This window comes from Citrobacter sp. Cpo065, assembly GCF_030332805.1.
GTDB classification, from domain to species: Bacteria; Pseudomonadota; Gammaproteobacteria; order Enterobacterales; family Enterobacteriaceae; genus Citrobacter; species Citrobacter portucalensis.
On record NZ_JAOWHC010000034.1, the window covers coordinates 586396 to 609886 of the forward strand.

The window sequence follows — 23491 nt, forward strand, 5'->3', positions numbered from 1 at the left end:
AAAAGGACATGACAACATTACTCAATCCGTACTTTGGTGAATTTGGCGGTATGTATGTGCCACAGATTCTGATGCCTGCCCTGCGCCAGCTGGAAGAAGCTTTTGTCAGCGCACAAAAGGATCCTGAATTTCAGGCGCAGTTTACAGATCTGCTGAAAAACTATGCGGGTCGCCCAACCGCACTGACCAAGTGCCAGAACATTACTCAAGGCACCAACACGACGCTGTATCTCAAGCGTGAAGACTTACTGCACGGCGGCGCGCACAAAACCAACCAGGTGCTGGGTCAGGCGTTACTGGCGAAGCGCATGGGTAAAACGGAAATCATCGCCGAAACAGGCGCGGGTCAGCACGGTGTTGCATCTGCTCTCGCCAGCGCGCTGCTGGGGTTGAAATGCCGTATTTATATGGGCGCGAAAGATGTTGAACGTCAGTCGCCTAACGTTTTCCGTATGCGTTTGATGGGCGCTGAAGTTATCCCCGTTCACAGCGGTTCCGCAACGCTGAAAGATGCCTGTAACGAAGCGCTTCGCGACTGGTCTGGCAGCTACGATACCGCGCACTACATGCTCGGTACGGCGGCTGGTCCGCACCCCTTCCCGACCATTGTGCGTGAGTTCCAGCGCATGATCGGTGAAGAAACCAAGGCGCAGATTCTGGAAAAAGAAGGTCGTCTGCCGGACGCCGTTATCGCCTGCGTAGGCGGCGGTTCTAACGCCATCGGGATGTTCGCCGATTTTATTAATGAAACCAGCGTAGGTCTGATTGGCGTAGAGCCAGGCGGTCACGGGATTGAGTCTGGAGAACACGGCGCACCGTTGAAGCATGGTCGTGTCGGGATTTACTTCGGCATGAAGTCCCCAATGATGCAGACTGAAGAAGGACAGATTGAAGAGTCTTACTCTATTTCTGCAGGGCTGGACTTCCCATCGGTCGGGCCACAGCATGCGTACCTGAACAGCATTGGTCGCGCCGATTATGTTTCAATCACCGATGATGAAGCACTGGAAGCCTTCAAAACGCTGTGTCTGCACGAGGGAATTATTCCGGCACTGGAGTCCTCCCATGCCCTGGCACACGCGTTGAAAATGATGCGTGAGAATCCGGAAAAAGAGCAGTTACTGGTGGTTAATCTCTCCGGTCGCGGCGACAAAGACATTTTCACCGTACACGATATTCTGAAAGCGCGAGGGGAAATCTGATGGAACGTTACGAAAACCTGTTTGCACAGCTGAAGGACCGCAAAGAAGGCGCTTTTGTCCCCTTCGTAACCCTGGGCGATCCGTCTGTTGAGCAGTCACTGAAAATCATTGATACGCTGATTGAAGCCGGTGCCGACGCTCTTGAGCTCGGCATTCCGTTCTCCGATCCGCTGGCAGATGGCCCAACTATTCAGGAAGCCACCCTGCGTGCGTTTGCCGCCGGCGTTACACCGTCGCAATGCTTTGAAATGCTGGCGCTGATTCGCCAGAAGCATCCGACGATTCCCATTGGGTTGCTGATGTATGCCAACCTGGTCTTCAGCAAGGGCATTGACGAGTTTTACGCCCAGTGCGAAAAAGTGGGTGTGGATTCTGTGTTAGTGGCCGATGTTCCCGTTGAAGAGTCTGCACCATTCAGAACTGCAGCGCTCCGTCACAATATTGCACCAATTTTCATCTGCCCGCCGAACGCTGATGAAGAACTGCTACGCCAGATTGCCTCTTATGGTCGTGGCTACACTTATCTGCTTTCACGTGCAGGCGTGACCGGTGCCGAAAATCGTGCGGCATTACCGCTGCATCATCTGGTTGAAAAGCTGAAACAATATGGTGCGCCACCTTCTTTACAGGGCTTTGGTATTTCTGCGCCTGAACAGGTCGCTGGTGCTATTGAAGCCGGTGCTGCCGGTGCAATTTCCGGCTCGGCAATTGTGAAAATCATTGAGAAAAATGTTGCGGCACCGGAACAGATGCTGGCTGAGCTGAAAGCGTTTGTCAGCGCGATGAAAGCCGCCACCCACCAATAAGCTAAATCAACCGCCAGAAATTTCTGGCGGTTTTATCCTTCTTTCGTGTGCTTCATTCTATACATAGCGCTATCCGCATTCTGAATGGCCACATCAAGTTCACCATTCACCTCTGCAATCCCCCACGATACTGACAATGGCACGGTATGTCCATCCACCACAAACACATGGCTGGTCACCTGCCCACTAATACGTTGCGCGATTGCTATAGCGTCAGTTGCCTGCGATCGAAACAGCAGGATCATAAATTCATCCCCGCCGGTACGAATCACAATATCGTGACTGGTGCGGGTGTTTGACAGCATTCTGTTGGCGATAATTTGCAGCGCACGATCGCCTGCCGCGTGGCCCCAGGTGTCATTGACGGCCTTGAACTTATTACAGTCAAGTAGCACCACCGAGCAGTGTGATAAATCCCGACGCTTGATGATGTCGAGAATTCGACGGTTAAAACAGCCGGTCAGAGTATCGATATAAACTTTGAGGTCACTTTCGTTCAGCCATGACTTTAACGAGAAGCTAATGATGATGAAAAAGAACGGCGCCAGCAGGATAACAATCCCGGCATGTGCGTCACGCGCCATAAAACGGCCTAATGAAAGCGAATAGTGCAGCGCATATTTCTCCGAAAAATTGCGCACCATAAAGCGGGATTGACCGGTACATTTACCGGATAAACAGAGACTCTCATGGTTTGTTAAATTCACCAACTCCACATTCAGCTCCGGTGGAATTTGGTTGTCAAATGCCTGGGCTAACGCTTCCTGCAATTCGGGCTTTGAATGGTCATAGACCAGATAGGCTACGATTTGGTCTGATATCTCTTTGCCAGACAGATCGTAGATATAACTCACCACGCTATAAGCTTTTTCACCGGTAATTTTATCGGTATAAAAATTCGTCGAACTAAGGGCTTTGTTTTTGACGTTTTTTTGCAGTAATCGAGTATAGAAATCGACCGGAGGATAGAAAAAGTTGGTGATATCCCGTGCCATTTCAGAATTAGAGAAACTGAAATTGCGGGAATCGGAAGCCATAAACCAGTAAAAATAATCTGAGTTTTTGGCGATAATATAACGATGTGCATCAAAACTGCCCGGGTTTAGCTCATTGACCATACCACGAATAAATTCAGCCGCTGTATACATACACAGCGCATTGTGGCTGGTTTGCTGGGCAACCATTGTCCCGGTCGCCGAATGCAGCCGCTTTGGGTCGGCGTTAATTCCCCATTCCTGATCATTCCGAGGAACAAATCGAGACATATCGCCACATTGCTCGCCATTTTTGATGTGGTGATAGCGCTCACCAATCGCATCAGCGATCAGCTCATTATCGTTAAAAATGTCCATCATGCGCGCTTGCAGGCGGTTGACACCTTCGCTGGCAGCGGACATTCGCTGTTCATAAATAATAAACAGAAACAACGACGTAAATACCAACGTAATGAGCCCTGATACCAGCAGTGCCTGCCTGTTTCTGAGCTTATCCTGCACAATCTTCACGAGTCCACCCTGATAGTTAACAGTATTGCCAAATCGGTTACCCGTTTATGTTGTTGCATAACAGCGTTGTACGTTGATAGAGAATGTTCGCCACCCCGAAGCAGGTAAGTTGATGCAGCCCGCAGTCGCGCGCTTAGGTTACAGTTTTATACAACAAAAGCACATATTTGTTAACATAAGCGCAAACTAATCATCACCTTCAATAGGATACCCTGCCCGTCGAATGGCCTCGCGGCAGTCGTTTACGCCTGCGGCATAGCCCGCCTCAATCTCACAAACCGGACTGGCGCTGCAATAAGGTAGTCTAACCGGAGTCGCAATAAGTTTCTCCAGCGCCTCAATTTTATCCATGCAAAGCAATAACTCACGTGCAGCACTCACGGCAAACGCTGCCGTTTGATCTTCGGAGAACGGTTCCAGAAGTGCGATTTCTTGCTGTAGCAGATGGCGGGTCAACATCATCAGCAATACCCTCAAAGTTGTTTTGCTTAAAGAGTAGCACTACATCAAAAGGAGAAAGGTAGGATGGGATTGTTTAAACGATGGGTCGAGGTAAGGATATTGTCTGAAAACGGTAACAGACAGCTCCGTGCGAATCTCTGGCGAAGATCAGAAAATTTAGTTGATGACGATGGAAAATATCCGAGTTTGTAATAATGGTGCACTCATTTTTTCCATACTGTCTGAGACTGTCAATCATTGGACTATTCTGTGCAAGAAGCGGACCACATAATCTGATGTAAAGCTTCACTGATAATGTCGGGACAGTGATGAGTGAGAAACTCACGTTGTGCTTACACCAGGATTATCTGGAATGATGGAGTTAACATCTCAATTGTTCATAGCGGCGCTGAGTGGATGCAGGATATCGCGGGGCATATTGGACGTATAACGTTTATCGCGTACCTAAGAAGTTAAGACCATAGGTTTTAATTATTTCATTTTTAAGATAGTGGTTTTTATCTGTTTTTTAGAATTGCCATACCTGGCTAGATATTCTTATTCATAACAACTTTATGAGTTAAAAAAATCTGCCATAATGACAGATTCTTTTAATCTATCATTAGAGATTAGCAACGTTATGATATACTTTTTGAACATCATCGTCATCTTCAAGGGCATCAACAAGCCCTGCAAAGACTTCTAAATCTTCTGGTGAAAGTTCAATTTCTGATTGAGCAATCATCTCTAATTCTGTGGTAGAGAATTCAGTAATCCCTGCGGCTTTTAAAGCTGCAATGCCTTTGTGAAGATCTGTAGATTCTGTATAAATAACGATGTTTCCTTCTTCTTCGGTTACATCACGAACATCTACTTCAGCATTAAGCAAAATTTCAAAGATGTGGTCAGGATCTGTCCCTTCAAATACAATCACTCCGGTATTATCAAACATATAGCTGACAGAACCAGCCGCTCCGATATTCCCGCCTTTTTTATTAAAAATTGAGCGGACATTAGCAATCGTACGGTTAACATTTGAAGTCAATGTTTCAGCGATAATCAGTGAGCCACTGGGACCAAAGCCTTCATAACGCCCTTGCACGAACGTTTCATCGCTGCCGCCTTTGGCTTTATCAATGGCTTTATCAATAACGTGTTTTGGAACCTGCGCTTGTTTAGCACGTTCAATAACGAATTTTAAAGATGTATTTAATTCTGGGTCTGGTTCGCCTTGTTTAGCAGCAGCATAAATTTCGACACCAAATTTTGCATATACATTAGACGTTGCACCGTCTTTAGCTGTTTTTTTAGCAACAATATTTGCCCACTTACGTCCCACTGGAATGATCTCCTCAAAAATTCATTTACATAGCCGACAGGTAAATAACCTAGCATTACATTATATCATGACGTATAAATCCTCGTCTATTAAAAATATTATAATTTTACGACATGTTACTTTAATTTTATCAATAGTTAACATTATTGATAAATTATCCTCTGGTTCTTTTTTGTTCTTAATAAATGGTCCGCAGCAATAATGCATAAGTGAAGAGAAACAAAAGTGATATTCCAGACAAACACTTCTACTATTAAAGTTGCTGCTGCACTGCTTATAGCGAGGTTTCGACACACAAATTTTGTCAGGCCAGAGGAGCAAAATAATGGCCGTTCAAGACAACGACACGCGTGGAAAAGAATAAAAAAAAACTGGTCACTTGATGACCAGTTTTGCAGGGGTTTTGCAGAAGAACTTAAAAACGATAACCCGCAGAGAACATAAACACCCACGGATCGAGGCGTACACTGTCTCGCTGCTGGACGCCACCCATTTTATAGCTTGCGGTGGTATCGATATCCATGTACCAGACCGACATGTTAATCAGCCAGTCGCGGTTAATCAGATAGTCCATACCGACTTGCCCTGCTGCCCCCCAGGAATCTTTCAGACTCAGGTCCGATAACCCTGTTTCTTTACCGTTATCGTTAAAGCCTTCATCGAAGAAGGTCGTGTAGTTCACCCCAACACCTACGTACGGACGCAGTTTACTGCTGGAGTCACCGAAGTACCACTGCGCCATTAACGTCGGCGGTAAATGATGTACGGTGGCAATATCCCCCGTTGCAGCAGTACCGATTTTATGGCGGAACGGCGTAGCTGCCAGTAATTCAACACCGATATTGTCGGTTGCCATGTAGGTAAATGTCAGACCCAACTGCGTGTTATTGCTGGCATCAAAGCCACCTAAGCTGCCCAGCGTACCACCTGCACCTTCCGTCGGCCTGACGGTGGCTGAACCTGCACGAATAAAGAACTCTCCAGCTTCATGCGCAAATGCGTTACCAGAGAGAAGAGTTGTTAAAGCCAATGCTGCAACTGTTAATTTTTTCATGTCCGCTCCATCGTTATGGTTATAAAAGCGGAACGAATATACCCACATTGGAGTAATAAGTGATCTAACATGGATCACATTGACTTTGATAATTTAACATTTATTGATCCAGATTAAGTTAGAACTTGCATTCAAAATCCTGGTTAAATTAATTCAGATCAATTTTGATATATTTTCAATGTGCAAGTACCTCCAGCTCATTGCTGATGGGTGATGGATATCTGCGCGTGATGCGCAGATAACAAACAGCGTTCATGCACGACGCTGAAGTCATAGCCAAAAATTACTGCAGCTTTACAAAGATATGCTTTTCCATACATCGCGCGATGCTGCCACTGTAGAGTTATCCAGGGTACAATTGCCCGCAAATGAACACCTGCAAAACTCAAGGAGAGTGCATGTCTATCACGGCGAAATCCGTTTACCGTGACACGGGAAACTTTTTCCGTAATCAATTCATTACCATCTTGCTGGTATCGTTGTTGTGCGCGTTTATCACAGTGGTGTTAGGGCATGCCTTTTCCCCCACTGACGCACAAATTGCGCAACTCAGTGAAGGCGATCAGTTAACCAGCAGCGTGGGGCTGTTCGATCTGGTGCAAAACATGACCCCGGAGCAACAGCAAATTTTGCTACGCGCATCCGCAGCGTCGACGTTTTCCGGTCTGATTGGTAATGCCATCCTCGCCGGGGGAGTCATCCTGATGATTCAGCTGATTTCAGCGGGTCATCGCGTCAGCGCATTACGTGCTATCGGCGCCAGTGCGCCAGTGTTACCGAAGCTGTTTATTCTGATCTTTTTGACTACTCTGCTAGTGCAAATCGGTATTATGCTGGTTGTTGTTCCCGGTATTCTGCTGGCGATCCTGCTGGCACTCGCACCGGTGATGTTGGTACAGGACAAAATGGGTGTCTTTGCCGCGATGCGCAACAGTATGCGTCTGGCGTGGTCGAATATGCGACTAGTTGCGCCGGCAGTGATCGGTTGGTTGCTGGCAAAAACGCTGCTGTTGCTTTTTGCGCCAAGTTTTGCAGTACTTACGCCGAATGTAGGCGCGGTATTGGCGAATACGCTGAGCAATATGATCTCCGCCGTGTTGCTGATCTATTTGTTCCGCCTGTACATGCTGATTCGCCAATAAACCCTGAACGCATTCCGGGCTTGTACCCGGTGCTTTTGATTACGGAATCGAAGAATGAAGCAGTTTCTTGATTTTTTACCGCTGGTTGTCTTTTTTGCTTTTTATAAGCTTTACGACATCTATGCGGCGACCTCGGCGCTGATTGTCGCGACGGCTGTGGTGTTGATTTACAGCTGGGTTCGCTATCGCAAGGTCGAGAAGATGGCGTTAATCACCTTTGTCCTGGTGGCCGTATTTGGTGGTTTGACTATTTTTTTCCACAACGATGAATTCATTAAGTGGAAAGTAACGGTGATTTACGGGCTGTTTGCTGGTGCTCTGCTGGTTAGCCAGTGGGTGATGAAAAAGCCGCTGATTCAACGCATGTTAGGTAAAGAGCTGACCCTGCCGCAGCCGGTGTGGTCGAAACTTAATCTAGCCTGGGCCGTATTTTTCATCCTGTGTGGCCTGGCGAATATCTATATTGCATTTTGGCTACCGCAGAACATTTGGGTCAACTTCAAAGTGTTCGGCCTGACCGCCCTGACTTTATTCTTTACGCTGCTGAGTGGGGTCTATATTTACCGTCATCTGCCGCAAGAAGATAAATCGTAATACATGCTCGCCAGATCTGCGGATCTGGCGAATTTTTATCCCTTCGCGTTCCATAGAGCTGACAACCTGACTTACATCTGCTCCGCACGCCGCATCCCCTCTGTTCTCAACGCATAAATTCTAGTAGCATCGCGCCTGTAATCTTTCTCTATAGTCGGTTCTACAATGACAACAACGAATAACACTCCCCAGGGTGAACTGGTTTTACGTACTCTGGCCATGCCTGCCGATACCAACGCGAACGGTGATATTTTTGGCGGCTGGCTGATGTCACAAATGGATATAGGTGGCGCGATTCAGGCCAAAGAGATCGCACATGGTCGTGTGGTAACGGTGCGAGTGGAAGGGATGAGCTTTTTGCGCCCGGTCGCCGTAGGTGATGTGGTGTGTTGCTATGCACGCTGTGTGAAACGCGGGACAACCTCGATCAGCATCAATATTGAAGTTTGGGTGAAGAAAGTTGCTTCTGAACCAATTGGACAGCGCTATAAGGCTACCGAAGCTCTGTTTATCTACGTTGCTGTTGATAAAGACGGGAAACCACGTCCAATTCCCACGTTGGTCTGATAGCACACGTCAGTACTGCTATCCGGCAATCATCACTCTTGATCATTGCCGGACGGCCTGATGCTTACTCGATCTGCGTTGTGCCGTTTAATTTGAAAACAATATTCACCACAAGTCCGGAACCGGGTTTACCTGCTTCATAACGCCATCTACGCATCGCGTTTTTCACTTCACGTTCAAACATATTGGCAGGCTGTGCCGACAGGATCTCCACATTTTCAACCCGGCCATCCGGCGTTACGTTAAATTTGACCTTTACCCGGCCTTCAATGCGCAGCGCCTGAGCTCGCGCCGGATACTGAGGCTGATTACGGCTTAAAGCGCGTGGACCCGATGGCGCACTGACCACCGGTTTGCTGGTAGTTGCCGGCGCGGTATTGGTCATTGTGCGAGTAGGTGCCGTATTTTCCAGTGGGGAGGCCGGGCGCGGTTCTGCTGGTTTAACATCGCGTTTCGGTTGCTCTTCCACCTTTTTCACCGGTTTTGGCTTCGGTTTAGGCTTGGGCTTCGGTTTTTCAATCACCACCGGCGCCTCTTTTGGTGGCTCTGGAATCGGTTCAGGTTCCGGTTCAGGCTCGACAACGGGTTCCGGCGGCGGCTGAACGGCCTGAGGCGGTTCGAGATCGGCAGGCGCGACCATCGTGACAGAGATCGGCTGCGCTGGCGCAGGTAGTTCAATAACCTGATGTACCGAGGTATACAGCAAACCAGCCACTACGGCACCATGAATGCCGACAGACAGTAACGTTGGCCAGGGAAAGCGACGAGGTAAATCAAGGGTCATTGAAGTCATAATCGTTTCAGTAAAAAAACCAGGCCCTGATTTTAAATGCAAATAGCAATCATATTCAATAAGCCCGTGGTGCTAACTGACATTTAAAACGCGATTTTATGATAAAAAACCACTTTCAGAGTATGGCCTTAACATATCAGTTATCTTTCCGTTGCAGTTGTTAGGCCTTTCCAATAACGTTATTAACGACTTTTACCGTTCAAGGAGCTCTACCCGTGCTGTATGTTATTTACGCTCAAGATATCGCAGACTCTCTCGAAAAACGTCTTTCCGTGCGCCCTGCTCATCTGGCTCGCCTGCAACTCCTTCATGACGAAGGTCGTTTGCTCACGGCGGGCCCCATGCCAGCGGTCGACAGTAACGATCCCGGTGCGGCGGGTTTTACCGGCTCGACGGTGATTGCCGAATTTGAATCTTTGGAGGCGGCACAGGCGTGGGCAGATGCCGATCCGTATGTTGCGGCGGGCGTTTATGCGCAGGTTTCAGTAAAACCTTACAAGAAAGTATTTTAAAAAACAGAACAAACGCAGACATTGGGCACCGCCAGCGGTGCCCTTTTAGATCAGATACTGTGGATTGCAAACAGCAACGAGTTGCGTTGATGGTTGAGAATGCACTTTCTGATAGTGTGGATACGCATATTACGACGCGATTGTCCTTCAAGCCAACGTGCTTTACGGCGGCTAGCCTGACGCAGCATCCGCCAGCGTCCCACTTCCGTTCTACTACGCTTCATGTTAACTACTCTTCCAGTCACTGAGCGGCCATTATAACGCCAGACCGAATGCAGGCCAGTGGTTTTCCCGTGTTTTTATTTGCCAGATTAATCCTTATGCGTAAACTCTTAACAATACGCTTTCAAAAGGATTTTTAAATTTATGACAACCTTCTACACCGTGGTGAGTTGGCTGGTCATTCTGGGTTACTGGGTACTCATTGCTGGCGTAACGTTACGCATTCTGATGAAGCGACGCGCAGTGCCCTCCGCAATGGCCTGGCTGTTGATCATCTACATTCTGCCATTGGTAGGAATCATTGCTTATCTGTCTTTTGGTGAACTTCACCTGGGCAAGCGACGTGCCGAACGCGCCCGGGCGATGTGGCCTTCAACCGCCAAATGGCTGAACGACCTCAAGGCCTGCAAGCATATTTTTGCCCAGGAAAATAGCAGCGTCGCCTCTTCGTTATTTAAACTGTGCGAGCGTCGTCAGGGAATAGCCGGCGTAAAGGGAAACCAGCTGCAGTTGCTCACCAGTTCAGATGACGTGATGCAGGCGCTGATCCGTGATATTCAGCTGGCGCGCCACAACATCGAAATGGTGTTCTACATATGGCAGCCAGGCGGTATGGCCGATCAGGTAGCCGAGTCGTTAATGGCTGCTGCGAGACGTGGCATTCACTGTCGCCTAATGCTGGACTCCGCCGGCAGCGTAGCGTTCTTCCGCAGTCCTTGGGCGGCGATGATGCGTAACGCAGGTATCGAGGTTGTAGAAGCGCTGAAGGTGAACCTGATGCGTGTATTTTTACGCCGTATGGACCTGCGTCAGCACCGCAAAATGATCATGATCGATAACTACATTGCTTATACCGGCAGCATGAACATGGTCGACCCGCGTTTCTTCAAACAAGATGCGGGTGTCGGGCAATGGGTTGATTTAATGGCCAGAATGGAAGGTCCTGTCGCCACTGCTATGGGCATTGTCTATTCCTGCGACTGGGAAATTGAGACCGGGAAGCGCATTTTGCCCCCGCCACCAGACGTCAATATCATGCCGTTTGAGCAAGCCAGCGGCCACACCATTCACACTATCGCCTCGGGTCCTGGTTTCCCTGAAGATTTGATTCATCAGGCGCTACTAACCGCTGCTTATTCAGCACGTGAATATTTAATAATGACCACACCCTACTTCGTCCCCAGCGACGATCTGTTGCACGCGATCTGCACAGCAGCGCAGCGTGGGGTTGACGTCAGTATCATTCTTCCACGTAAAAATGACTCCCTGCTGGTTGGCTGGGCAAGCCGGGCCTTTTTCACCGAGCTGCTGGCGGCTGGCGTTAAAATTTATCAGTTCGAAGGTGGCTTGCTGCACACCAAGAGCGTACTGGTCGATGGCGAGCTGAGCCTGGTCGGTACGGTTAACCTGGATATGCGCAGTCTGTGGCTCAATTTTGAAATCACGCTGGTCATTGATGATGCCGGATTCGGTGGCGATCTCGCGGCAGTACAGGATGATTATATTTCGCGTTCCCGCCTGCTTGATGCCCGTTTGTGGGTAAAACGACCACTCTGGCAGCGGATAGCAGAGCGACTGTTTTACTTCTTTAGTCCGTTGCTGTAAAACGTGCCCATTAGACAGTAAACAGGTAGTCATTATGGATATGGATTTGAACAATCGCCTGACCGAAGACGAAACGCTTGAGCAGGCTTATGACATTTTTCTCGAACTGGCTGCGGACAATCTGGATCCAGCCGACATCATTCTGTTCAATTTGCAGTTTGAAGAGCGTGGCGGTGCCGAGTTGTTCGATCCGGCAGAAGACTGGCAGGAGCATGTTGATTTTGACCTGAACCCTGACTTCTTTGCCGAGGTGGTGATTGGTCTGGCAGATACAGAAGACGGCGAGATTAACGATATTTTCGCGCGCGTTTTATTATGTCGCGAAAAAGATCATAAGCTCTGCCATATTCTCTGGCGCGAATAATCAAACAAAAAAGCTGCTCTCGCAGCTTTTTTCATTTTTAACCCGGCAGTTTACTTCCACAGCGGTTACAAAATTGCGCACTATGTTCGTGCTGCGCCTGCTGGCACTGCGGACATTTTCGTTGGTGCCCGCGCTGCTGGAACGCACTGCTCATGTGCGTGGTAATCAATCCCGTCGGTATTGCAATCACCGAGTAACCAATCAGGATAAGCACAGACGCCACCATGCGCCCCAACGGTGTGTGCGGCGTGATATCGCCATAACCGACGGTGGTTACAGTAACAATCGCCCAATACACCGACGCATTCAGCGTAGTAAACCCATATTTTGGCCCTTCAATCAGATACATCATCGCGCCAAAAACCACCATCAGGATGGCGATAAAGGAATAGAACAGCATCAGCTGATGTCGGGCGCTTTTTAACGCATTCCAGAACACCCGTAGAGAAGGCATAAAGCGCAGCAGCTTGAGAATACGCAGGACGCGCAGGACACGCATCGCTCGCCAGGCGAAAACATAGCTCAGACTGATTTCCGGCCATAGCCACATCACATACAGCGGCAGAATGGTGGCAAGGTCAATTATCCCCCAGAAGCTGAACACATATTTAGCGGGGTTGGCCCAGCAACATAAGCGCAGAAGATATTCGAGGGTGAAGACCAGAGTAATAAAGATCTCCAGCCAGACAAAAACGCGCCATTCCTCAAAGGTTAAATGGTATTGCGTCCCTACTCCGGACTCAATGAAGATAACGATAACGCTGAGCAAGGCAAATAGCGCACACATACCTTCAAAGCGACGCCCTGAACGGGTATTTAAATCAAATAATTTGCGATAGAGCGCACGGCGGACAGAAGAGACTAAACCTGGCACAGATACCTCACCAAAAAAAGGGCTGACCTTTGTCAGCCCTCAGGATTATAGCGGGTCTACTTTCAGGCAGGAAACTGCATGTCGGAAACTTCCTTCCAGAACCGGGCGCGTTTTTGCGCATTCCGGTCCAGCAATCGGACAGCGCGTACGGAACACGCAACCGGAAGGAGGATTAATCGGGGACGGTAACTCGCCTTCCAGCAACTGGATAACCTTGTTCCTTTCCTGATCCGGATCGGGGATCGGCACCGCAGACATCAGCGCTTTGGTATAAGGATGCAGCGGGTTATGGTACACCTCGTCATAAGTCCCTAATTCCACCGCATGTCCGAGATACATAACCAGCACACGGTCGGAGATATGTTTAACCACCGCGAGGTCGTGGGCAATGAAGATTAGCGATAATCCCATTTCGCGCTGAAGCTGTTGCAGCAGGTTAACCACCTGGGCCTGGATTGACACGTCCAGCGCCGAAACTGGTTCATCACAGATAATTAACTTCGGTTCGAGGATCAGCGCGCGGGCAATACCGATACGCTGACACTGGCCACCGGAAAACTCATGTGGGTAGCGGTTAATCAGGTTGGGCAGTAATCCTACCTTCATCATCATCGCCTTCACACGGTCGCGGACTTCCTGACCAGGAAGATTCGGATGATAAGTTCGCAGCGGTTCGGCAATGATTTCACCAATGGTCATGCGCGGGTTTAACGATGCCAGCGGATCCTGGAAAATCATCTGGATATCGCTGCGCACTTCCCGCCACTCATCGGGTTTCATGCCCAGTAAATCTTTACCCAGCCAGGCAACCTTTCCATCGGTGGCCTTCACCAGGCCGATAATCGCACGGGCAAAGGTCGATTTCCCGCAGCCTGATTCACCGACCACGCCCAGGGTTTCGCCCTCATACAGTCGCAGGGTTACGCCATCAACCGCCTTCAGGGTTTTAGACGGTTGCCAGAACCACTGTTTGCCATCTTTAATATCGAAATGGACTTTAAGGTCGGCAATCTCAAGGAGCACTTTACGTTGTTCGGTCACCGTATTCATACCAGTTCCTCCACCGGCTTAAAGCAGGCACGTAGACGGCCTGGGCTAAATTCCTCCAGTGGCGGAGCACTGCTACAGATTTCCATCGCATGCGGGCAACGCGGCTGGAATGGACAACCTTTTGGTAGACGCAGTAAGTTCGGTGGGTTGCCAGGGATAGTGAGCATCTCTTCCCCTTCGGCATCCAGACGAGGTACGGCATTTAGCAAACCAATCGAATACGGATGAACGGGTTTATAAAAAACATCCCGCGCACTGCCGTATTCCATAGTACGTCCGGCGTACATCACCAGGACTTTATCGCAAATACCGGCAACAACCCCCAGATCGTGGGTGATCATGATAATCGCGGTGTTGAATTCACTTTTCAGTTCATTCAGCAGCGTCATAATTTGCGCCTGTACCGTCACATCGAGCGCAGTGGTTGGTTCATCGGCAATCAGTAATTTGGGCCTGCACAGCAGCGCCATGGCGATCATTACGCGCTGACGCATACCACCGGAGAATTCATGCGGATACATTTTCATACGCTTACGCGCTTCCGGCATCTTCACCGCATCCAGCATTCTGACCGACTCTTCAAAAGCTTCCGCTTTGCTCATGCCTTTATGCAGCATCAGAACTTCCATCAACTGCTCCCCGACCCGCATGTATGGATTGAGGGACGTCATCGGGTCCTGGAAAATCATCGAGATTTGCTCGGCGCGCAGTTTGTTCAGTTCACGTTCCGGTAAATTCAGAATTTCACGCCCGTTGAACGTTGCGGAGCCCCCGATACGACCATTCGCCGCCAGCAGCCCCATCAGGGCAAAGGCCGTTTGCGATTTACCCGAACCGGATTCACCGACAATACCCAACGTTTCTCCGGCTCGCAGAGAAAAGTTTAAATCGTTGACCGCAGTTACATCGCCGTCAGGGGTCGCAAACGTCACACGCAAATCTTTTACGTTTAGCAGTGCGTTAGCCTGTTGTTGCGCGAGCGGCGCGGTTGAGGTTTCAATTACGCTCATGGCTGCACTCCTTAACGGTCTTTCGGGTCGAGGGCATCACGCAGGCCATCGCCAATAAAGTTAAAACAGAACAAAGTGACCACCAGGAAACCTGCCGGGAACAGCAGCAGCCATGGTGAGACTTCCATCGAGTTGGCACCATCACTGAGCAGCGCACCCCAACTACTTAACGGTTCTTGCGTACCTAATCCCAAAAAGCTCAGGAAGGATTCAAACAGAATCATGCTCGGCACCAGCAATGAAGCGTATACCACCACTACGCCCAGCACGTTCGGCACGATATGACGGATAACGATACGTACGGTAGATACCCCACCCACTTGTGCTGCTTCAATGAACTCTTTGCGCTTGAGACTCAGCGTTTGTCCACGCACGATACGCGCCATATCGAGCCAGGAGACCATTCCGATAGCGACAAAAATCAGCAGGATATTTTGCCCAAAGAAGGTGACCAGCAGGATCACGAAGAACATGAACGGGAAGGAGTTGAGGATTTCCAGCAGACGCATCATCACCGAGTCAATTTTTCCGCCAAGGTAGCCCGACAGAGAACCGTACAGCGTACCGACAACTACCGCCACCAGCGCCGCCGCAATGCCGACCATCAGCGAAATGCGCCCGCCAATCGCCACGCGCACCAACAGGTCGCGTCCCGACGAGTCAGTACCGAAATAGTGCCCGGACTCCATATCCGGCGCGCTGGACATCATTCCCCAGTCGGTATCAAAGTAGGTAAACTGCGACAGCATCGGTGCCAGCGTCACGAACAGCGCAATAATTACCAGCACCACCAGGCTTGCTACCGCCGCGCGGTTATGCATAAAGCGTCGACGCGCGTCCTGCCACAGGCTGCGGCCTTCGACCTCCAGCTTTTCACTGAAATTCTCCAGTGCCTCGCTGTTTTTCTTACTTAACATCATAGCGAGCTCCAGTATCAGTAACGAATTTTCGGGTCGATAACGGCATACAGCACATCGACAATCGCGTTAAACACGATGGTCAGCGTACCCACCAGTATGGTCAGGCTAAGAACCAGCGAATAGTCGCGGTTTAACGCCCCATTGACGAACAACTGGCCAATACCCGGCAAACCATAAATGGTTTCAATAACCATCGAACCGGTGATAATGCCGACAAATGCCGGTCCCATATAGGACAACACTGGCAACAGCGCAGGTTTCAACGCATGGCGGAAAATAATCCGCCTCATCGGCAGCCCTTTAGCGCGCGCGGTACGAATAAAGTTAGAGTGCAGTACTTCAATCATCGAACCGCGAGTAATACGGGCGATACTGGCGATGTAGGCCAGTGACAAGGCCACCATCGGCAGGATCATAAATTTCAGCGCCCCGCCGTTCCAGCCCCCGCCGGGTAGCCATTTCAAGGTTATGGCAAATATCATGACCAATAAGGGAGCGACCACGAAACTGGGGATAACCACCCCGGTCATTGCCACCCCCATCACCGTATAGTCCCAACGTGTATTTTGCTTCAACGCGGCTATCACTCCGGCGCTAACACCGACGAGCACCGCCAGAATAAAGGCTGCCGCACCCAGCTTCGCAGAAACCGGGAAGCTCGAGGCAACGAGGTCGTTAACCGTGTAGTCTTTATATTTAAAGGATGGTCCAAAATCGCCGTGCGCCAGCTGTTTCAGATAGCTGAAATACTGTGTCGAGATGGGATCGTTAAGGTGATATTTCGCTTCAATATTCGCCAGCACCTCTGGCGGTAACGCGCGTTCCCCGGTGAATGGGCTTCCGGGCGCAAGGCGCATCATAAAGAATGAAATCGTAATAAGAATAAACAGCGTCGGAATCGCTTCCAGACAGCGACGTAATATAAATTTTAACATTGCCCGTACCTTCTGGCGTGTGCCTTTATACCCGTCATACTTCAAGCTGCAAGTGCGTTGGCTTTGCTCGCTCACGCCAGTCACTTACTTAAGTAAGCTCCTGGTGATTCGCTGCGTTGCCGCCTTCCTGCAACGTGAATTATTTAGGGTATACCTCTCTTTGTCTAAAGAGGTATTTATAGTTCGAAGAAAAAGACACTGTGGGGCAATATGATTGCCCCACGTCTTGCCATTAATGCTTGATAATATACAAGTCTTTAACGTGGATATTATCCATCGGGTCTTTACCGGAGTATCCGCCAACCCATGGTTTCACCAGGCGGGCGTTAACGTAGTAATAAACCGGTACAATCGCAGAATCTTTATCCAGCTGCTGTTCCGCTTTCGAATACAGTTCGCTGCGCTGCGCTTCATCCGTCACTTTCAGCGTATCCGCAATCAGCTTATCAAATGCCGGGCTCTTATAGTGGACGGTATTATTGGAGCTGTCGGACAGCACCATATTCAGGAAGGAGGTAGGTTCGTTATAGTCCGCACACCAGCCCGCACGTGAAACATCATAGTTGCCCTGATGGCGCGTATCGAGGAACGTTTTCCATTCCTGATTTTCCAGCTTCACATTAGCACCCAGATTTTTCTTCCAGATAGATGCCGCGGCAATAGCCAGCTTCTTATGCAGGTCTGAGGTGTTATACAGCAGATCAAAGGTCAGCGGTTTCTCAGCGGTATATCCGGCCTCAGCCAGCAGTTTCTTCGCTTCTTCATTACGTTTTTCCTGAGACCACTTGAACCACTCTGGCTCAACCAGTTTCGCACCATCGGTGTATGGAGGAGTAAAGCTATATGCTGGCAGGTCACCCTGGTTTTTCACTTTATTGACGATTATGTCACGATCCAACGCCAGCTTTAGGGCGGTACGAACACGAACATCGTTGAATGGTGCTTTCTGGTTGTTGATTTCGTAATAATAGGTGCACAGATACGGGTCAACGTGGACTTCGTTCGGGATCTCTTTTTTCAGTTTCTGGAATAACTCAATCGGCATGTTGTTATAGGTCATGTCAATTTCACCGCTGCGATAGCGGTTAACGTCAGTCACTTCAGAAGAAATAGGCAGGTAAGTTACCTGGTTAATAACCGTTTTGGCGTTGTCCCAATAGTTGGTATTACGCTCAAGCACAATGCGCTCGTTCACAACCCAGTCTTTCAGTTTATACGCACCGTTAGTAACGATGTTAGCGGGCTGGGTCCACTTCTCGCCGAATTTTTCAACAGCCGCTCTGGGAACCGGTGAAACGGAAGAGTGCACTAGCAGTTTGTAGAAATAAGGAACTGGTTCGCTGAGGGTAACTTCAAAAGTATGATCGTCGAGAGCTTTTACGCCCAGATCGGTGACCGGCTTTTTACCGGCGATAATATCATCAATGTTGACAATATGACCGTACTGCAAATAACTGGCATACGGTGATGCAGTATTTGGATTAGCCAAACGTTGCCAGCTATACACGAAATCTTGCGCGGTAACAGGCGTGCCGTCAGACCACTTAGCATCTTTACGCAGATGGAATGTCCAGACTTTAAAATCTTTATTTTCCCATTTTTCAGCCACGCCAGGCGATGGTTTGCCATCGACATCACTGATTAATAAACCTTCAAACAGGTCACGGTTAATGTTGGATTCAGGTACACCTTCGATTTTGTGGGGATCGAGTGATTGCACTTCCGAACCGTTATTACGCACCAGAGTCTGCTTTTCAGCAAGCTGCACACCCGCGGGCACTACTGCCGCCGTGGCAACATTTCCAGCGACTAGCGCAGTTAAGATCCCCGCAGCTACTAAACTTTTTTTAGTGATGTTAGTCATTGTGTTGTACTCCCTCATTATTATGGCTGGTTTTTTAACCAGACTGTTAATCCTGTCAGGATCCCTGTACGGCACCGGAGATTTTCTGCCGTCAGGTGGTTTATTGTTTTACTGCTTGCTATCACCGACTTTATTTATTCTGGCGATTCGTATGACCGCCTTGCGTCGATTCTCTACGTGCCTCCCCTGCCGGAAACACGCTATTACCCTGTTGAGAGAAACTAACTGCAAATGATTCTCATCAACGTGAATTCTTCTGCATAATACTTGGCCGGAAAGTATCAAATGCGTTTCTTAACCGCCAATACATTTTACAAATTTGTTAACCAATTCTCTTTTATTGGAAATAAATCTCACTTAAAAAGTCTTACGAATGAAGATTTATTATGGAAAGCTCACAAAAATCAATGCATTATGTCGACTATGGTGTTAACCATCCTGTCCGAAGTCAACGCCATGTCAAAATGCACATAAATTTAACAATTGGTTATTAATTAGCACATTCATCTGAAATAAAGGCTGAAATAACTAATAACATTTCGATAATCCTTCAGCAAGCCCCAGAGTATGATGTTAATAAAATAACAGCAGTATCGGTCTTCGCCGGGCGTACTGGGACGTGTTATATCTTTAGAATCAATGGCTAACAGGAGAGTTAATCATCAGCATTTTTTATTATTGCTCTGCTGATTTTCAACTTTAGTGAGAAGTTTTACTGATAATGAAAGGAAACGGAGCCGGACACGACTCCGTTTGCACAGAAGAGAGGTTTCAGGCCAGCAAACCAGGGAAAATGGATTTGATGCCTGTAACGATAAATTCGATACCCAAAGCCATTAACAGCAGCCCCATAATACGCGTAATGACGTTGATACCGGTTTGGCCCAACAGGCGCACTAACCATGGTGCCATGCGGAACAGCCCCCAGCAGCACAGGGCAAACAACGCAATCGCTACAAAAAAGCCAAACAGGTTAATCGCGCTATGATATCGCGTACCCCAAACAATAGTTGAGCTTATCGCCCCCGGCCCCGCCATCAACGGCAATGCCAACGGCACAACGCCGATACTTTCACGGATTGCGGTTTCTGATTTTTCCTGTTTGTTTTGTTTATCTTCCCCTAGTTTTCCACTAATCATTGACATCGCGATAGTCACAACCAGAATGCCGCCAGCGATCCTGAACGAGTCAATTGAGATGCCGAAGAGTTGCAGAATACCATCACCAAGAAACAACGAAGTCCACAGGATGATTGCGACCGATAGGTTTGCCGTGAGGTTGGTTTTGTTTCGTGCTGCGGCAGTTTGATAGCTGGTCATACTGATAAAGACGGGGATGATCCCTACCGGGTTGACCAACGCAAATAACCCAATGAAAAATTTAAAATAGACAGGAAAATCAAATAGCGTTTGGATCACGGTTAGCTCCGAAGCGTTAGCCGGATAAAATGAGTCATAAAAATTGATAAAATCCGCGCTGAAGATACGCCTTTTGTCAGCATACTTCACCTTCTATCTGCGTATATCAATGTAAATACGCTACCAATACTCAGTGTTATTAATATGTATTAAATATGCTAATGTTATTAGCATTCATTACGCCAATTTATTAACACTTAACGAGAAACGCTAAAAGGGCCTGCTGAAAGGTGTCAGCTTTGCGAATTTTTGATCCAGATCACGCAATTACTACTCAGAAGTGAGTAATCTTGCTTACGCCACCTGGAGGTAACGCGTTAGAGTTAACAGGCGCTAGCGTATAAGCTCTTTTAGTAAATCAAAGTAAAGTGGACGTTAATTAACCGTTTGATTTTCAAACCATTACACAAATTTTCGTCGGTCTGTCTATACTCTCGTATCGAGCAGATGATTTACTAAAAAAGTTTAACATTATCAGGAGAGCATCATGGCTGTTACTAATGTCGCTGAACTTAACGCACTTGTAGAGCGCGTAAAAAAAGCCCAGCGTGAATATGCCAGTTTCACTCAAGAACAGGTTGACAAAATCTTCCGTGCCGCCGCTCTGGCTGCCGCAGACGCTCGAATTCCTCTCGCGAAAATGGCCGTTGCCGAATCCGGCATGGGTATTGTCGAAGATAAAGTGATTAAAAACCACTTCGCTTCTGAATACATTTACAACGCTTACAAAGATGAAAAAACCTGTGGTGTGCTGTCTGAAGACGACACTTTTGGTACCATTACCATTGCTGAACCGATTGGTATCATCTGCGGTATCGTTCCAACCACTAACCCGACTTCGACTGCAATCTTCAAATCACTGATCAGCCTGAAGACCCGTAACGCCATCATCTTCTCTCCGCATCCGCGCGCAAAAGATGCAACTAACAAAGCAGCTGACATCGTTCTGCAAGCAGCAATCGCTGCTGGCGCACCGAAAGATCTGATCGGCTGGATCGATCAACCTTCCGTTGAACTGTCTAACGCGTTGATGCACCACCCGGACATCAACCTGATCCTTGCGACCGGTGGTCCAGGCATGGTTAAAGCGGCATACAGCTCCGGTAAACCGGCTATCGGCGTAGGCGCAGGTAACACCCCTGTTGTTATCGACGAAACCGCTGATATCAAACGTGCTGTTGCATCTGTTCTGATGTCTAAAACCTTCGATAACGGCGTAATCTGTGCTTCTGAGCAGTCTGTCGTCGTGGTTGACTCTGTATATGATGCTGTACGTGAGCGTTTTGCGACTCACGGCGGCTACATACTGCAGGGCAAAGAGCTGAAAGCAGTCCAGGACGTTATCCTGAAAAATGGCGCGCTGAACGCAGCTATCGTTGGTCAGCCGGCATACAAGATTGCTGAACTGGCAGGCTTCTCCGTACCAGAAACCACTAAGATTCTGATCGGTGAAGTGAAGGTTGTTGACGAAAGCGAACCGTTTGCTCACGAGAAACTGTCTCCGACGCTGGCAATGTACCGTGCGAAGGACTTCGAAGACGCAGTCATCAAAGCTGAAAAACTGGTTGCGATGGGCGGTATCGGTCATACCTCTTGCCTGTACACTGACCAGGACAACCAGCCAGAGCGTGTTGCTTACTTCGGCCAGATGATGAAAACCGCACGTATCCTGATCAACACCCCGGCTTCTCAGGGTGGTATCGGTGACCTGTACAACTTCAAACTCGCACCTTCCCTGACACTGGGTTGTGGTTCCTGGGGTGGTAACTCCATCTCTGAAAACGTTGGTCCTAAGCACCTGATCAACAAGAAAACCGTTGCTAAGCGAGCTGAAAACATGTTGTGGCACAAACTTCCGAAATCTATCTACTTCCGTCGTGGCTCTCTGCCAATCGCACTGGATGAAGTGATTACCGATGGTCACAAACGTGCGCTGATCGTGACCGACCGCTTCCTGTTCAACAACGGTTATGCAGACCAGATCACCTCCGTTCTGAAAGCTGCTGGCGTTGAAACCGAAGTGTTCTTTGAAGTTGAAGCTGACCCGACTCTGACCGTTGTTCGCAAAGGTGCTGAGCTGGCTAACTCCTTCAAACCAGACGTAATCATCGCACTGGGTGGTGGTTCCCCGATGGACGCCGCGAAAATCATGTGGGTTATGTACGAGCACCCGGAAACTCACTTCGAAGAACTGGCACTGCGCTTTATGGACATCCGTAAACGTATCTACAAGTTCCCGAAAATGGGCGTAAAAGCGAAGATGGTTGCAGTTACCACCACTTCCGGTACCGGTTCTGAAGTGACTCCGTTTGCGGTCGTTACCGACGATGCAACTGGGCAGAAATACCCGCTGGCAGACTACGCGCTGACTCCGGATATGGCGATTGTTGACGCCAACCTGGTTATGGATATGCCGAAGTCACTGTGTGCGTTCGGTGGTCTGGATGCCGTCACTCACGCTCTGGAAGCTTACGTTTCAGTACTGGCTTCTGAGTTCTCTGACGGTCAGGCTCTGCAAGCGCTGAAATTGCTGAAAGAAAACCTGCCAGCGTCTTACCATGAAGGTTCTAAGAACCCGGTAGCGCGTGAGCGTGTACACAGTGCAGCAACTATCGCCGGTATCGCGTTTGCTAACGCCTTCCTGGGTGTATGTCACTCAATGGCGCACAAACTGGGTTCTCAGTTCCACATTCCTCACGGTCTGGCGAACGCCCTGCTGATCAGCAACGTTATTCGTTATAACGCGAACGACAACCCGACTAAACAGACTGCATTCAGCCAGTACGACCGTCCGCAGGCACGCCGTCGCTACGCTGAAATCGCAGACCATCTGGGTCTGAGCGCACCGGGTGACCGTACTGCCGCGAAAATCCAGAAACTGCTGGGCTGGTTGGAAGAAATCAAAGCTGAACTAGGTATTCCTAAGTCTATCCGTGAAGCTGGCGTTCAGGAAGCTGACTTCCTGGCACACGTGGACAAACTGTCTGAAGATGCGTTTGACGACCAGTGTACTGGTGCTAACCCACGTTACCCGCTGATTTCTGAACTGAAACAGATCCTGCTGGATACCTACTACGGTCGTGAGTATAGCGAAGGTCAGACCGCCGCTAAGACTGAAGCAGTAGCTGCACCGAAAGCAGAAAAGAAAGCGAAGAAATCCGCTTAATTTGCTCAGATAAGTTTTAGCTTCATCATAAACGGTCCCAATTGGGGCCGTTTTTTTCGTCTTGTGTTATGAAAATCGGGGAATACACAATTTAACCATGTGAATAG

22 protein-coding genes and 1 pseudogene are annotated in these 23491 nt (G+C 48.8%); 10 read left to right on the forward strand and 13 right to left on the reverse strand.

Annotated elements, in window-relative coordinates:
• The first annotated feature begins 8 nt into the window (after positions 1–8).
• Positions 9–1202, forward strand: coding sequence for a tryptophan synthase subunit beta (gene trpB / locus OGY68_RS18925; RefSeq protein ID WP_003020645.1), 1194 nt, complete (start codon positions 9–11; stop codon positions 1200–1202).
• Positions 1202–2008, forward strand: a complete 807-nt coding sequence (trpA, locus tag OGY68_RS18930) for a tryptophan synthase subunit alpha (RefSeq protein WP_057067326.1) — start codon at positions 1202–1204, stop codon at positions 2006–2008. The genes trpB and trpA overlap by 1 nt, the downstream gene beginning before the upstream one ends.
• 32 nt (positions 2009–2040) lie before the next feature.
• On the opposite strand, the gene OGY68_RS18935 is transcribed toward trpA, so the two are convergent.
• The 4 genes from OGY68_RS18935 to ompW all read right to left on the reverse strand — a co-directional run bounded on the left by OGY68_RS18935 (position 2041) and on the right by ompW (position 6347).
• Positions 2041–3513 carry a GGDEF domain-containing protein gene (locus OGY68_RS18935; protein WP_275382848.1) on the reverse strand — a complete coding sequence of 491 codons (1473 nt, stop codon included), beginning with the start codon at positions 3511–3513 and terminating at the stop codon, positions 2041–2043.
• Between the two features lie 186 nt (positions 3514–3699).
• Entirely contained in the window at positions 3700–3975 is a 276-nt protein-coding gene (locus tag OGY68_RS18940) for a hypothetical protein (protein WP_057067323.1), read from the reverse strand.
• A 601-nt stretch (positions 3976–4576) separates the two neighbouring features.
• Positions 4577–5293 (reverse strand): YebC/PmpR family DNA-binding transcriptional regulator, encoded by a 717-nt coding sequence (locus OGY68_RS18945; protein ID WP_003020658.1) that lies wholly within the window; start codon positions 5291–5293, stop codon positions 4577–4579.
• Positions 5294–5708: 415 nt separating this feature from the next.
• A complete protein-coding gene (gene ompW / locus OGY68_RS18950) occupies positions 5709–6347 on the reverse strand; it encodes an outer membrane protein OmpW (RefSeq protein WP_057067321.1) in 639 nt (212 codons plus the stop codon).
• 292 nt (positions 6348–6639) lie between these two features.
• On the opposite strand from ompW, the pseudogene OGY68_RS18955 reads away from it, so the two are divergent.
• The 4 genes and pseudogenes from OGY68_RS18955 to yciA form a co-directional block, all read left to right on the forward strand.
• A pseudogene (locus OGY68_RS18955) lies at positions 6640–6717 on the forward strand (YkgJ family cysteine cluster protein); the annotation flags it as partial.
• A gap of 28 nt (positions 6718–6745) precedes the next feature.
• Positions 6746–7489, forward strand: a complete 744-nt coding sequence (locus tag OGY68_RS18960) for a YciC family protein (protein WP_003020663.1) — start codon at positions 6746–6748, stop codon at positions 7487–7489.
• 54 nt (positions 7490–7543) lie between these two features.
• Entirely contained in the window at positions 7544–8083 is a 540-nt protein-coding gene (locus OGY68_RS18965) for a septation protein A (RefSeq protein WP_003020667.1), read from the forward strand.
• A gap of 165 nt (positions 8084–8248) precedes the next feature.
• A complete protein-coding gene (gene yciA / locus OGY68_RS18970; RefSeq protein ID WP_008784945.1) occupies positions 8249–8650 on the forward strand; it encodes an acyl-CoA thioester hydrolase YciA in 402 nt (133 codons plus the stop codon).
• Between the two features lie 64 nt (positions 8651–8714).
• Here yciA and tonB read toward each other — a convergent pair whose 3' ends face one another.
• Complete coding sequence (gene tonB, locus OGY68_RS18975) at positions 8715–9443, reverse strand: TonB system transport protein TonB (protein ID WP_168150127.1); 729 nt, start codon at positions 9441–9443, stop codon at positions 8715–8717.
• Between the two features lie 215 nt (positions 9444–9658).
• Between tonB and OGY68_RS18980 the strand changes: the two genes are divergently transcribed.
• Entirely contained in the window at positions 9659–9955 is a 297-nt protein-coding gene (locus tag OGY68_RS18980) for a YciI family protein (protein WP_048211485.1), read from the forward strand.
• A gap of 50 nt (positions 9956–10005) precedes the next feature.
• Here OGY68_RS18980 and OGY68_RS18985 read toward each other — a convergent pair whose 3' ends face one another.
• On the reverse strand, positions 10006–10179 hold the full coding sequence (locus OGY68_RS18985; protein WP_003020684.1) for a YciY family protein: 174 nt from the start codon (positions 10177–10179) through the stop codon (positions 10006–10008).
• 142 nt (positions 10180–10321) lie between these two features.
• On the opposite strand from OGY68_RS18985, the gene cls reads away from it, so the two are divergent.
• Positions 10322–11782, forward strand: coding sequence for a cardiolipin synthase (gene cls, locus OGY68_RS18990; RefSeq protein ID WP_003020687.1), 1461 nt, complete (start codon positions 10322–10324; stop codon positions 11780–11782).
• Positions 11783–11816: 34 nt separating this feature from the next.
• Complete coding sequence (locus OGY68_RS18995; RefSeq protein WP_003020691.1) at positions 11817–12146, forward strand: HI1450 family dsDNA-mimic protein; 330 nt, start codon at positions 11817–11819, stop codon at positions 12144–12146.
• 37 nt (positions 12147–12183) lie between these two features.
• Here OGY68_RS18995 and OGY68_RS19000 read toward each other — a convergent pair whose 3' ends face one another.
• From OGY68_RS19000 to ychE, 7 genes are all read right to left on the reverse strand, one after another.
• Positions 12184–13020, reverse strand: coding sequence for an ion transporter (locus OGY68_RS19000; RefSeq protein WP_003833361.1), 837 nt, complete (start codon positions 13018–13020; stop codon positions 12184–12186).
• Between the two features lie 45 nt (positions 13021–13065).
• Positions 13066–14070, reverse strand: coding sequence for a murein tripeptide/oligopeptide ABC transporter ATP-binding protein OppF (gene oppF / locus OGY68_RS19005; protein ID WP_008784949.1), 1005 nt, complete (start codon positions 14068–14070; stop codon positions 13066–13068).
• Entirely contained in the window at positions 14067–15080 is a 1014-nt protein-coding gene (gene oppD, locus OGY68_RS19010) for a murein tripeptide/oligopeptide ABC transporter ATP-binding protein OppD (RefSeq protein WP_003833364.1), read from the reverse strand. Before oppD ends, oppF begins: the two co-directional genes overlap by 4 nt.
• A gap of 11 nt (positions 15081–15091) precedes the next feature.
• Positions 15092–16000, reverse strand: coding sequence for an oligopeptide ABC transporter permease OppC (oppC, locus tag OGY68_RS19015; RefSeq protein WP_008784950.1), 909 nt, complete (start codon positions 15998–16000; stop codon positions 15092–15094).
• A gap of 14 nt (positions 16001–16014) precedes the next feature.
• The gene (gene oppB, locus OGY68_RS19020; protein WP_003020708.1) at positions 16015–16935 is read right to left on the reverse strand and encodes an oligopeptide ABC transporter permease OppB; all 921 of its coding nucleotides are present in this window, start codon (positions 16933–16935) and stop codon (positions 16015–16017) included.
• Between the two features lie 232 nt (positions 16936–17167).
• On the reverse strand, positions 17168–18799 hold the full coding sequence (gene oppA, locus OGY68_RS19025) for an oligopeptide ABC transporter substrate-binding protein OppA (protein WP_048216252.1): 1632 nt from the start codon (positions 18797–18799) through the stop codon (positions 17168–17170).
• 771 nt (positions 18800–19570) lie between these two features.
• Positions 19571–20218, reverse strand: coding sequence for an NAAT family transporter YchE (gene ychE, locus OGY68_RS19030; protein WP_003020714.1), 648 nt, complete (start codon positions 20216–20218; stop codon positions 19571–19573).
• A 487-nt stretch (positions 20219–20705) separates the two neighbouring features.
• Between ychE and adhE the strand changes: the two genes are divergently transcribed.
• Positions 20706–23384, forward strand: a complete 2679-nt coding sequence (gene adhE / locus OGY68_RS19035; protein ID WP_057067319.1) for a bifunctional acetaldehyde-CoA/alcohol dehydrogenase — start codon at positions 20706–20708, stop codon at positions 23382–23384.
• Positions 23385–23491 lie beyond the last annotated feature (107 nt).